Source organism: Solibacillus merdavium (assembly GCF_014836935.1).
GTDB classification, from domain to species: domain Bacteria; phylum Bacillota; class Bacilli; order Bacillales_A; family Planococcaceae; genus Solibacillus; species Solibacillus ferritrahens.
Map to the genome: position 1 here is coordinate 16,637 of NZ_JACSPW010000014.1, position 11,873 is coordinate 28,509.

Annotated in this window: 12 protein-coding genes; 7 read left to right on the top strand and 5 right to left on the bottom strand. The window is 37.1% G+C overall.

The window, feature by feature from the left end; translation table 11 throughout:
• Nucleotides 1–149: 149 nt before the first annotated feature.
• Nucleotides 150–1,139 carry a metal-dependent hydrolase gene (locus H9632_RS14070; protein ID WP_191704703.1) on the top strand — a complete coding sequence of 330 codons (990 nt, stop codon included), beginning with the start codon at nucleotides 150–152 and terminating at the stop codon, nucleotides 1,137–1,139.
• 62 nt (nucleotides 1,140–1,201) lie between these two features.
• On the opposite strand, the gene H9632_RS14075 is transcribed toward H9632_RS14070, so the two are convergent.
• The 3 genes from H9632_RS14075 to recX are packed head-to-tail and all read right to left on the bottom strand — an operon-like array spanning nucleotide 1,202 to nucleotide 2,604.
• The gene (locus H9632_RS14075) at nucleotides 1,202–1,471 is read right to left on the bottom strand and encodes a YfhJ family protein (protein WP_191704704.1); all 270 of its coding nucleotides are present in this window, start codon (nucleotides 1,469–1,471) and stop codon (nucleotides 1,202–1,204) included.
• A gap of 1 nt (nucleotide 1,472) precedes the next feature.
• Nucleotides 1,473–1,802, bottom strand: a complete 330-nt coding sequence (locus H9632_RS14080) for a YfhH family protein (RefSeq protein WP_191704705.1) — start codon at nucleotides 1,800–1,802, stop codon at nucleotides 1,473–1,475.
• A complete protein-coding gene (gene recX / locus H9632_RS14085) occupies nucleotides 1,795–2,604 on the bottom strand; it encodes a recombination regulator RecX (protein ID WP_191704706.1) in 810 nt (269 codons plus the stop codon). Before recX ends, H9632_RS14080 begins: the two co-directional genes overlap by 8 nt.
• Before the next feature lie 109 nt (nucleotides 2,605–2,713).
• On the opposite strand from recX, the gene H9632_RS14090 reads away from it, so the two are divergent.
• The 4 genes from H9632_RS14090 (at nucleotide 2,714) to H9632_RS14105 (ending at nucleotide 6,293) form a co-directional block, all read left to right on the top strand.
• Nucleotides 2,714–3,613 (top strand): TIGR01777 family oxidoreductase, encoded by a 900-nt coding sequence (locus tag H9632_RS14090; RefSeq protein WP_191704707.1) that lies wholly within the window; start codon nucleotides 2,714–2,716, stop codon nucleotides 3,611–3,613.
• Between the two features lie 54 nt (nucleotides 3,614–3,667).
• Nucleotides 3,668–4,459, top strand: coding sequence for a polysaccharide deacetylase family protein (locus H9632_RS14095; RefSeq protein WP_191704708.1), 792 nt, complete (start codon nucleotides 3,668–3,670; stop codon nucleotides 4,457–4,459).
• A gap of 132 nt (nucleotides 4,460–4,591) precedes the next feature.
• Nucleotides 4,592–5,953 carry a 23S rRNA (uracil(1939)-C(5))-methyltransferase RlmD gene (gene rlmD, locus H9632_RS14100; protein WP_191704787.1) on the top strand — a complete coding sequence of 454 codons (1,362 nt, stop codon included), beginning with the start codon at nucleotides 4,592–4,594 and terminating at the stop codon, nucleotides 5,951–5,953.
• A gap of 103 nt (nucleotides 5,954–6,056) precedes the next feature.
• Nucleotides 6,057–6,293: a carboxypeptidase gene (locus H9632_RS14105; RefSeq protein ID WP_191704709.1), complete on the top strand. Its 237-nt coding sequence runs from the start codon at nucleotides 6,057–6,059 to the stop codon at nucleotides 6,291–6,293.
• 16 nt (nucleotides 6,294–6,309) lie between these two features.
• Here the strand turns inward: H9632_RS14105 and H9632_RS14110 are convergent, their stop codons facing one another.
• On the bottom strand, nucleotides 6,310–7,467 hold the full coding sequence (locus tag H9632_RS14110; RefSeq protein WP_191704710.1) for an MFS transporter: 1,158 nt from the start codon (nucleotides 7,465–7,467) through the stop codon (nucleotides 6,310–6,312).
• Between the two features lie 485 nt (nucleotides 7,468–7,952).
• Between H9632_RS14110 and H9632_RS14115 the strand changes: the two genes are divergently transcribed.
• Together H9632_RS14115 and H9632_RS14120 are read left to right on the top strand one after the other, a co-directional pair.
• A complete protein-coding gene (locus H9632_RS14115) occupies nucleotides 7,953–8,138 on the top strand; it encodes an SE1561 family protein (protein WP_191704711.1) in 186 nt (61 codons plus the stop codon).
• 303 nt (nucleotides 8,139–8,441) lie between these two features.
• Nucleotides 8,442–9,980, top strand: a complete 1,539-nt coding sequence (locus H9632_RS14120; RefSeq protein ID WP_191704712.1) for a fumarate hydratase — start codon at nucleotides 8,442–8,444, stop codon at nucleotides 9,978–9,980.
• A 418-nt stretch (nucleotides 9,981–10,398) separates the two neighbouring features.
• Here the strand turns inward: H9632_RS14120 and H9632_RS14125 are convergent, their stop codons facing one another.
• Nucleotides 10,399–11,781, bottom strand: coding sequence for an L-cystine transporter (locus H9632_RS14125; protein WP_191704713.1), 1,383 nt, complete (start codon nucleotides 11,779–11,781; stop codon nucleotides 10,399–10,401).
• Nucleotides 11,782–11,873 lie beyond the last annotated feature (92 nt).

The following is an 11,873-nucleotide window of genomic DNA, read 5'->3' on the forward strand; positions in this document are numbered from 1 at the left end:
TTATTTCCTTAAAAAAGGGTATATTATTAAATAAATTGTAGCAAACGCTTATGCGAAGCTTACTTTCTTTTAATCATATATGTTTACGCATTGAAAGAAGCTATATATTTCCGTTCTCGAACGGTTTTATGATCGAGGGGATGATAACTTTGGATTCTGGCACACATTTCGTTATGGGTATTGCTATAGGTGGCCTAGCACTTGTTGATCCCACCGTCGCAAGCCATTCATTAACATTTACCGCTGTTATGGCCGGAACGATTATTGGTCAGCAGGCACCGGATATTGATACGGTTTTAAAATTTCGCAATAACGCAATCTATATACGGCATCATCGGGGAATTACACACTCGATTCCTGCTGTTTTGTTATGGCCTTTATTAATAACAGGTGCACTCGCCATTATTCTACCTGATGCCCATTTGTTTAATGTATGGTTATGGACACAGATTGCAGTATTTTTACATGTTTTTGTCGACATTTTTAATGCGTACGGTACTCAAGCTTTACGGCCATTTTCAAAAAAATGGGTAGCACTCGGTGTTATTAATACATTCGATCCATTTATTTTTGGTTTTCATTGTATAGGTATTTTACTATGGTTATTCGGTACAGATCCTGTTTTAACATTTACTATCATGTACCTAATTATTTTCGTTTACTATATTTTGCGCTTTGCCATTCAAAAGGCAATTAAATCTGCGGTTCATCATGAATTACAAGATGAGGAATTTGTCATTGTCGCACCGACTATGCGTTTCTTCCATTGGAAAATAGCTGCAAAATCGAAAACACATTTTTACGTAGGGCGTGCTTATCGAAGAACTGTCAACATCTATGACAAGTTCAAAATTGAGCCTATTCCAAAAACGGAGTTCGTTGCAAAAGCGATAAAAGATCCGAATCTTGATGCGTTTTTATCTTTTTCTCCACTTTATAGATGGGAAATTTCCGAACTAGAAAATGGAATAACAGAGCTTCGATTAATCGATTTGCGCTATCGCAGTAATGACCGATATCCTTTCGTTGCTGTTGCACATTTGGATGAAGAGCTCAACATCGTAAATTCTTATACCGGCTGGATATTTACTGAAGAAAAGTTACAAAAGCGTTTACAAATAGGCGCTGGAAATGAATAGATTATAGATGCACTACGGCAGTTGCTAAACAGGGAAAACCACCAGCATAAACTGGTGGTTTTTTAGTTTACTGTATCTTCACTATCATTCAATAAATGTGCATATTTCGGATTTTTTGCTGCGAAGAGGTGAAGCTTATCACCATAACTTTCAATTAACTGACTGACCAATTTCCCCGTATATTCCATTCCACGATAACTTGCACCGGCCTTTGCCGAAGTTGATTCAAAATCGCTACATAGTAGCTCAACCCATGTGCGTGCACGTCCTGTCGGTAAATTTGGGTTTTTTTCCAAAAGTTGCTCAGTAAGTTTTTGATATAACTCTTCCATCTTACTTCCCTTCCTTTACTGGACGTAACATTGATACGGGTAATGCCTCTTCAAAACGCTCCGAACCTAATCTGTGCCCCCATGCGAAACGTCCTTTTAAATAATCCACTTGGAAAAATTCACCTGGTGAACCATTTAAACGATACAGCTCACCAGGAATAATTGTTGAAAGATCGACTAAATATGCTTCAGCCATTAATGCTTTACGTTCATAAACCGCGTATTCATTAATTATCCCTAATTGCTCTGCTTTTCGTGCTCTTTCACGTAAATTGGCAACCTCTTGGCGTAATTCCTGTTCTGACATACTACTATAAGTTAATTCATTCATTTTGGTGTTGCTCCTTTTGTTCAATATATTCTTTTATTTTATCTATTGGAAAGCCCTTTTGATACAGGGCCTGCTTAACTTTTTGATGCAGTTCAAATCCCGTTAGCTTGGTTCCATATTTGCGCCATAGTTTGTCGCCCTGACTTTCTATTAAAAGTCCCCAGTCATCATCATGTCGTTCAATTTTAACTTGCTCAACTATTTCAGTCACAATGGAATAGGAATAACCTTTACGAAGGAGTACATCCTGGATTTTTTGCTTCACTTGAGTCGGCGTTTTATTTTCATTTGAACGAATTGCTTTTTCAGCTAGTTCCATTGCAATCTTCAACTGTTCATCATGACTAAATGTTCCCAATACTTGCTGCTGCAATTCTTTGTCGATGCCTTTTTTTATGAAATCTTGGCGTATAGCTGCGGGACCTTTTTTAGCAGTCCGTTTTCTCGTTTCAAGTAAAGCCTTCGAGTAGCTTTCATCATTTAAAAATCCTAATCCCGTTAGCTTATGAATAGCTTCCTGAATGACAGCTTCCCCATAGCCTAATTGTAACAGCTTTGTTTTCACTTCATGTTCACTTCGCATTTGAAAGCTTAAAAAATTCAGTGCTTTATTAAAAGCCTTTGCAATCTCATCTTCATATTGTATTTCATCTATTTCAATCTGCTCAAGTACTTTGCCTTTTTGCAGACCAAACTTTATAAGTGTACCTTCGTCGACTGCAAATGAATATTTTTCGTTTAAATATATATTATAACGTTGCTGATTGTTTTTTTGCCGTCCGATTTTTGTTATTACTTGCACTGTGCACACCTCACAATAACCTTGTTCATTCTAGTATACATGTTTTTACTTTCTCTTTCATGAAACGGTATACTGAACTAACTAGACTAATTAAAGGAAGGTGTTATTAGTGAGAGTTGCTATTGCAGGCGGTACAGGAATGGTTGGTCGTAAATTGAGTGAACAGCTAATTGAAAACGGACATGAAATAATAATATTGACACGTGGCATGCAACAGATGAAAAATGGCATTCAATATGTACAATGGTTAAATGACGACGCAACCCCTGAGCTTTATGTTAAAAATATTGATGTTTTTATCAATTTAGCCGGGGTATCTTTAAACGATGGTCGATGGACAGAAGAGCAAAAAGAAAAAATTTATAATAGCCGTATGGAAGCAACAGATGAAGTAATCCGTTTATTGCGAAACTTACAGTATAAACCACAAGTTTTAATCAATGCGAGTGCAGTCGGTATTTATCCTGTTTCGGAAACTGCTGTCTACACAGAGCAGTCTGATGAAAGAGCGAACGATTTTTTAGGACAAGTCGTTACACATTGGGAAGAAAAGGCACTTCCAGCCGAGCAACTCGGTATTCGCACTTGCTTAACTCGCTTTGGTGTAATTTTACAAAACGGTGAAGGCGCATTGCCAATGATGGTACTTCCTTATAAATTAGGTTTCGGTGGAACAATCGGATCAGGTAACCAATGGCTAAGCTGGATTCATATAGATGATGTGGTGCGAGCTATGCTTTTGCTAATCTCAGACGAAAGTTTATCCGGACCGATTAATTTTACAACGCCTAATGTTAAAAGAATGAGGGAATTCGGAAAATCGATTGGCAAAGCGCTAAATCGTCCGCATTGGCTCCCTGTTCCAAGTACAGCTTTAAAGCTTGCTCTCGGTGAAAAAAGTATTCTCGTTCTCGAAGGCCAGCACGTAATTCCTGAAAAGTTATTAACAGCAAATTTTGAATTTCAGTTCGCTTCTGTAGAAGATGCCATTCGTAATTTATATAAATGAATAAATTGTGCCGTTTCACGCAACCTAACTTGTAAAAAGGAGGTTGCTTTTTTAATGAAACGACATATTTTAGGCATTAGCTTCGTTTTACTCGTTGCATTAGTCTCATTATCATTTATTTCAGTAGCCGAGGCCGAGGAATTCCACTGGGGCTTTAAACCGAGCAAAAATGGAGAGCCAGTGGAAATTGGAGAGCCTTTAGAAACATTAATGCACAAGTACGGTGCAATTTATAAAGGTAGCCCAGAGAAGAAAATTGTTTATTTAACATTCGATAATGGCTACGAAAATGGTTATACCGAAACCATTTTAAATACGTTAAGGGAAGAAAATGCGCCCGCTACATTCTTTTTGACTGGTCACTATTTGACAAGTGCGACCGATTTAGTGAAAACAATGATTAAAGATGGACATATAATCGGTAACCACTCTTACGGTCATCCGAACATGGCCCGGCTGTCTGCTGATGAAATGAAGAGCGAATGGAAAAAATTCGACGATAAGTTAAATGAACTAACTGGTGTACAACGTACGTATTACGCCCGTCCACCTGAAGGTATTTTTAATGAAGAAGTATTAAAAGTCGGCAATGAAGCGGGTTATCGCCATATGTTTTGGTCCATCGCTTTTAAAGACTGGTTAAAAGATGAGCGACGCGGTGCCCAATATGCTTATGATGCACTAATGGGACAGCTTCATCCTGGTGCAATTATATTGATGCATACTGTTGCACAAGATAATGCCGAAGCGATACCGCAGTTTATAAAAGATGCAAAAGCTCAAGGTTACACTTTCGGCTCTCTTGATGACTTAGTACTTGAACACGAAAAAATATCTCCATATTAGGAAAGTTGCGTACCTTTCTTTCCATTACAATATCCGTTATACTGGAATGATGAAAAGAAAGAAGTGACTCGCACTATTTTTTGGTGCGAGTCACTCTATTTAAAGGACGTGTAAAACTTGAGTGAATTAAAAATGGAAGTCGGGCAAAAGTTCCCGTTAACAATAAAGCGCCTTGGTATTAATGGTGAAGGTGTAGGGTTTTATAAACGAAATGTTGTATTTGTAAAAGGAGCAATTCCTGGAGAAGAAGTAACAGTTAGGCTAACAAAAGTATCTCCTAAATTTTCAGAAGCTGAAATATTGAATATTCGTAAAGCGAGTGAATTCCGTCAAGAAGCACCCTGCCCTGTCTATTCGGAATGTGGCGGCTGTCAATTACAGCATATGACGTATGATGCTCAGCTAGTAAACAAGCGCGATATCGTTGTACAGGCATTTGAAAAATATGCAAAGGAAATTGTAGAATCAGCCGAAATCCGACCAACTATTGGTATGGATAACCCTTGGCATTACCGTAATAAATCTCAATTCCAAGTGCGTAAAGAAGGTAAGCGTGTCTATGCTGGACTCTTTTCAGAAGGAACGAATCAACTTCTGAATATTAATGATTGCCTAGTGCAATATCCTGTAACATCAAAAATTACAGTAGCTACACGAAAAATTTTACAAAAGCTAAACATTCCTATTTATGATGGAAAATCATTAAATGGTTTAGTACGTACTATTGTAGTGCGTACAGGGATGCGCTCTGGTGAAACACAAGTCTGTCTTGTGACAACTCGTCATGAGCTGCCGCATAAAGAGGAATTAATTGAACGCATCAAAAAAATTGATCCGTCAATTGTATCAATTACACAAAACGTAAACCGCGAGAAAACATCTCTTATTTTCGGTAGTGACACATATGTATTAGATGGTAAAGATGCCATCCATGAAAAATTAGGTGAATTCGCATTTGATTTATCAACTCGCGCATTTTTCCAGCTAAACCCAGAGCAAACAGTTCATTTATATAATGAAATAAAAAAAGCTGCTGCACTTACTGGAAAAGAAAATGTAGTTGATGCTTACTGTGGTGTTGGGACAATTGGAATGTGGCTTGCGGAAGGCGCTCGTGAAGTACGCGGAATGGACAATGTCGATGAAGCAATTGCCGATGCAAAATACAATGCCCGTACAAACGATAATTTACAACATGTACGTTTCTTCCCAGGCTCTGCCGATAAATGGCTATTCCGTTGGTCAAAAGAAGATTATCGTCCAGATGTAATTTGTGTAGACCCTCCACGTACAGGATTGGAGCCAGGCTTTATTAGAACAGTACTAAAAATCAAACCTAAGCGTTTCGTATATACATCGTGTAATCCGTCTACGCTGGCACGTGATTTAAAAGATTTATCAAAAGCATATAAAGTGGAGTACATTCAGCCAGTTGATATGTTCCCTCAAACAGCACAGGTTGAGTGTGTTGTAAAATTAACATTAAAGAAATAAGCTATCACCTTCATCAAAATAATTTTGGTGAAGGTGTTTTTCATATCTACCCCCAAATTCTCACACTTTTCATGTAAAATAGAATTTGCTAGGAGGTATTTTAATGAAAAATATTATATTTGTACTAATTACATTCATTCTTTCCTATTGGGGTATTTCGTCTCTTGGAGGTTTTATCTTCCCTAGTAATGATGAAAATTCCGCAACTTCAGCGAGCTCACTGCAGGCTGCTGTTACATTCGGTGGTGTAAATTATTTAAATGTATTTATCTACATAATTTTAGCAATGATTTTAACAACGATTATATTCTTTTCAGTAAAAAGCAGACGTGCCAATTAAGGACGTCTGCTTTTTTCTATAAAGAAAGTTTTTTCGGTTTACCAAAAAACACTACAATTGCTACAATCAACAGCATTACAGCAATGACAAATAAAAATCCACTGTCCGGGAAAATCTCCAAATATAATCCCCCTAATAAAGGCCCCGATAAACTTCCCAGACTAAAGAAGATACCACACAGTAAATTTCCAGTTGGCAATAATTCTTTAGGAGTCAAATCTGTCATATAAGTTATGCCTAACGAGAACATTGAACCAACACTCATTCCGGCTAATAAAAAGGTAGCTGCAACGAATACTTCGGAATTCTCCAATAAGTTGCCGATAAAGAAAAAGCTGCTACCTACCATTAATCCTGAAACGATGACTTTACGGCGTCCAATTTTATCGCCCAATGCACCTAGTGGGAATTGCATCAAAATGGCTCCAATTGAAAAACTCGCTAAAATAATAGAAACATAAGCTAAATCAAAGTCTTTTCGTAACGCATAAACCGGGAATAAAGCATTAAGTGATGACTCCAAAAACCCATACACAAATGGTGGCAAAAATGCTATCCATCCATATTTTACTGCCTTCTTATAACGCGAAAAACTATTTTGATTTGCATCGCCTACTAACGTTTCCGGCTTCTCGTTTTTAATCAGAAAAACTAAAGACCATGCAACAAGGCATAATGCCGATGACACAATAAACGGCACACTTTCGGATATTCTAATAAGCGGTACAAATAAAGGACCAACTGCAAACCCTATCCCAAAAGATAGTCCATAAATAGACATTGCTTTGCCAAGTTTATGGGTAGCGGTCGATGTTGTAATCCATGTTTGGGTTGCAAAATGTAATGCATGGTCACCGATACCGATTAATAATCGCAGAACAAACCAAAAGATAACACTTTTCCAAAATGGAAATAACAATAACGATATAAAAACGAGTGCCCCTCCAAATACAATAATCGGTTTGTAACCATATTTGCGTAACGGCTGCTCAATAAATGGGGAAATCAATAATGTTCCTATGTATAATCCTGTTGCATTCAAGCCGTTAAGTGTAGACGACACGCCATCCCCTTCAAATATGACCGAAATAAGCGGCAACAGCATACCTTGCGAAAAGCCTGAAATTGATACGATAATTACTAAAATAATAAATCTTCGCTGATTATAACTCATTTTATTGTTCTCCCTTAATTCATACATCCTATCGTATCATAGCTTGAAAAATGAGGAAAAATCAACATAGCGAAAATCAATTTTAGAAAAAAACATAAAACCCTAGCCAACTTTATCTCTAAAAGTTAACTAGGGTTTTAAATATCACTTAATTCCATTTTATTCTTGCGTAAACAGTCGTCTCGACTAAATGCCGAAAATGTTTAAACGTCCTCCTTTTTTTGAGTTTGTCTATACAATTCTTTTCCGATCATCTCCTCTTCTTTTAGGTATGAGTTTACTTTATCATAACACTTTAATATTGTAAATATTCAAAATACATAGAACATTAAAATAATTAACAAGTACTATATAATTTCCTATTTTTTAAAGCTAATTTAATAGTTAAGATATATAAATAATATAGAGCGTAAGTTGTCAATTAACTTTTACGGTAGAACGTAGTATAATGTTCGTATGCAAACACAAAAGGAGCATCACGAACTATGAAGCCAATTACGAATAAAGAGCAGCAAGTAACGTATTTAAAGGAACGTTTAGAAATCTTCCTTGAAGTGTTGGATGCTATTGACCCTGAAACGACTGAACTAGAAGACATCGATCGCTTAATTCAAATGATGGATGATTTAGAAGATAAAATGGAACAATTCCAAACACGCGAAGAACAATAAAATCCTATAAGGCTGTGTTAAAAGTGAAATTGACTTTTAACACAGCCTTTCTTCGCAATAGTTTCGATACTCCCTTTTTTTCATTCTTTTGACTACATCCGCTATTATCCGCCAAAATTTCATGTGTTTTGACATTCATTCATGTAAGCGCTCTTTTTTTTCTATTTTAAAAGAGTTATAATGTAATATGGATTATTAATAAGAGTATGATATTCACTATATCGTGAAATATTATGTTCTGACCTATGTCGACGATTCATTTAACGACAAAAATAAACATATTTTTCTGGGGGGAAAAATAAGATGGCATACTTAGAAACTTTAGAAAAAAGTCTTTATTCTTTAGTAACTGAAACATCTACTAACTTACCAAAAGACGTTCGCCGCGCTATTAAAGCTGCCAAAGAAGCAGAAAATGCCGGTACTCGTGCAGCAATGTCATTAGACACGATTACTACAAATATTGTAATGGCTGAAGACAATGTGTCTCCAATTTGTCAAGATACTGGTCTACCAACATTTAAAGTATATACTCCCGTTGGTGTAAACCAAATCGAAATTAAAAAAGCGATCCAAACTGCAATCGCCGCTGCTACTGGTGATGCAAAATTACGTCCAAACTCAGTTGATTCATTAACTGGAAAAAACTCTGGTACAAACATTGGAGCAGGTCTCCCAGTTGTTAAATTTGAACAATGGGAAAATGACTATATTACAGTGAAGCTGATCTTAAAAGGTGGCGGCTGTGAAAACAAAAACATCCAATATTCATTACCAACAGAATTAGAAGGTTTAGGGCGCGCTGGTCGTGACTTAGACGGTATCCGTAAATGTATTTTACACTCTGTATGGCAAGCACAAGGGCAAGGCTGTTCAGCTGGTTTCATCGGTGTCGGTATCGGTGGCGACCGCTCTTCTGGATATGATTTAGCGAAAGAGCAGTTATTCCGTCATGTAGATGATGTGAATCCAATTGAAGACTTAGCAAAATTAGAAAAGTACATCGTAGAAAAATCAAATACATTTGGCGTTGGTACAATGGGCTTCGGCGGTGAAGCTACATTACTGGGTTGTAAAATCGGTGTAATGGACCGTTTACCAGCATCATTCTTCGTATCTGTAGCTTACAACTGTTGGGCTTACCGTCGTATGGCAATCGATATCGATCCAGCTACTGGCGAAATTACAAACTGGCACTACCAAGATGGCGAAAAAATTACTTTCCGTGACGAAGTAAAACAAGACAACTCGGACAATAAAGTAGTTGAACTTGTTGCACCAATTACAGAAGAAAAAATTCGTTCACTTAAAGTTGGGGACGTAGTGAAGATCTCTGGTCGTATGTACACAGGTCGTGACGCAATTCACCATCACTTAATTGGTGAAGGTGTCGAAGCACCAGTAGACTTAGACGGTCAAATCATTTACCACTGTGGTCCAGTAATGGCGAAAGACGAAGCAGGCAACTGGGTCGTAAAAGCTGCTGGTCCAACAACTTCAATTCGTGAGGAGCCATACCAAGGCGATATCATGAAAAAATTCGGTATCCGTGCTGTTATGGGTAAAGGCGGTATGGGACCAAAAACACTAAAAGCACTTAACGAGCATGGTGGTGTTTACTTAAATGCTATCGGCGGTGCTGCACAGTACTATGCAGACTGCATTAAGTCAGTTGATGGTGTAGACTTAATGGAATTCGGTATTCCAGAAGCAATGTGGCACTTATCTGTAGAAGGGTTCACAGCTGTAGTAACAATGGACTCTCACGGGAACTCATTGCATGCAGATGTAGAAAAATCTTCATTAGATAAGTTAGCGCTTCATGCAGAACGTGTATTTTAATCTTATATAATTTTAGCAACTCACTTCCATTTGGGGGTGAGTTGCTTTTTGCGTTTCCTAACTTTTAAAATATTCTGTTTATTGGCAGCGTAATTTGTGTTATATTATTTTCTAATAAATGGTATAAGGAGTGCTTGAATGTTTTTTATTAAAATATTTGTTAATTTATTATTTATAGTAGCTCAAATACATTTTAGTACAACTTATCAATACAAGCACAGTTTACTGGTCGCTGTTCTTTATACAACATATGCCTACATTATTTTTCCTCATGTCACATACGGTTTTATATATGTATTTCTTCTTATAATGTTATGGTTACTTTTTTCCGCCTCATATTTTCAGCGCAATCACTTATTTGATTCATATAAAAGTCGTACAGAATCTAAATGATTCTGTACGACTTTTTCTTTTTATTTTACTGAACTAATTGTGCTTTATCTGCCGGCTCGTTATAAACATCTGTATCTAACTCATTTGTTACCCGGCTGGATACAACTCCCGAAACCATGGAGCCACTAACATTAAGCGCTGTACGCCCCATATCGATTAATGGCTCTACCGATATTAAAATACCTGCCAAAGCTATCGGTAAATCCATTGCCGATAGTACAATGATGGCAGCGAATGTTGCGCCACCGCCAACACCGGCTACACCGAATGAGCTAATTGCTACAATTAATATTAATGTTGCAATAAAGCCTGGGGATAATGGATTTATACCTACTGTTGGGGCAATCATAACCGCTAACATCGCTGGATATACACCTGCACAGCCATTTTGCCCAATCGATAAACCAAATGAACCTGCAAAGTTCGCAACTCCATCCGGAACACCCAGTCGTTTCGTTTGTGTTTGTATATTTAATGGTAATGCACCTGCACTTGAACGTGAAGTGAAGGCAAACAGTAATACTTCTGCTGATTTTTTCACATATGTTAACGGACTTAATCCTGTTAATGCGACAATAACTAAATGCAATAAGAACATAGCAATTAACGCGACATATGAAGCTAAAATGAATTTACCTAAATCCATAATCGCACCTAAATCACTCGTTGCAACTGTTCGTGCCATAATTGCAGCTACACCGTATGGAGTTAAACGTAAGATAATGCGTACTACTCCCATTATTAAACCATATATAGCTTCGACACCTTTTTTCACGTTCGCTGCTGTTTCTTCTTCTTTACGACGAAGCGTTAAATAACTAAAGCCTAAAAACGCTGCAAAAATAACAACTCCAATTGTTGATGTTGCGCGGGATCCTGTTAGATCTGCAAATGGATTTGCCGGGAACATTGTTAATATTTGTTCAGGTAAAGTAGTAACCTCAGCCGAACGTTCTACTAACGACTCCCCACGTGCAATTTCTGCTTCCCCTTGCATAATTTGTGTGGCATCTAAATCAAATGCAACTGTAGATGCAATACCTAAACCAGCTGCTATTGCTGTAGTACCTATTAGTACAGATAGAATAACCGCTGCTGTTTTCCCTAAATTCTTTCCAAATGTTACTTTAGTAAATGCTGCTAATATTGAAATAAAAACTAAAGGCATTGCAATCATTTGTAATAATCGTACATAACCATTCCCTACGATGTTATACCACGGCATAGTTTCTGTAATTGCATCGGATTCCACCCCGTATGCGAATTGTAGCCCTATTCCGAGTAAAATTCCTAATCCTAGTGCGATAAATACGCGATTAGAAAATTTAACATGCTTTGTTTTAAGGAAATATAAAAATGTAATAACAATGATCAACAAGGCAATATTAAGTAAAACGAATAAATTCAACTTAAACTCCTCCTATTTAATAAAATGTACTTAATTATATTACTCTATAATCCTTATAAGTCAAGTTGGTATTTATTATTCTTATTTATTGT

Coding starts and splice junctions, on each gene's coding strand:
- H9632_RS14115 (WP_191704711.1), top strand. CDS start 7,953: ATGAAGCCAATTACGAATAAAGAGCAGCAAGTAACGTATTTAAAGGAA.
- rlmD (WP_191704787.1), top strand. CDS start 4,592: ATGGAAGTCGGGCAAAAGTTCCCGTTAACAATAAAGCGCCTTGGTATT.
- H9632_RS14075 (WP_191704704.1), bottom strand. CDS start 1,471: ATGGAAGAGTTATATCAAAAACTTACTGAGCAACTTTTGGAAAAAAAC.
- H9632_RS14120 (WP_191704712.1), top strand. CDS start 8,442: ATGGCATACTTAGAAACTTTAGAAAAAAGTCTTTATTCTTTAGTAACT.
- H9632_RS14110 (WP_191704710.1), bottom strand. CDS start 7,467: ATGAGTTATAATCAGCGAAGATTTATTATTTTAGTAATTATCGTATCA.
- H9632_RS14105 (WP_191704709.1), top strand. CDS start 6,057: ATGAAAAATATTATATTTGTACTAATTACATTCATTCTTTCCTATTGG.
- H9632_RS14080 (WP_191704705.1), bottom strand. CDS start 1,802: ATGAATGAATTAACTTATAGTAGTATGTCAGAACAGGAATTACGCCAA.
- H9632_RS14095 (WP_191704708.1), top strand. CDS start 3,668: ATGAAACGACATATTTTAGGCATTAGCTTCGTTTTACTCGTTGCATTA.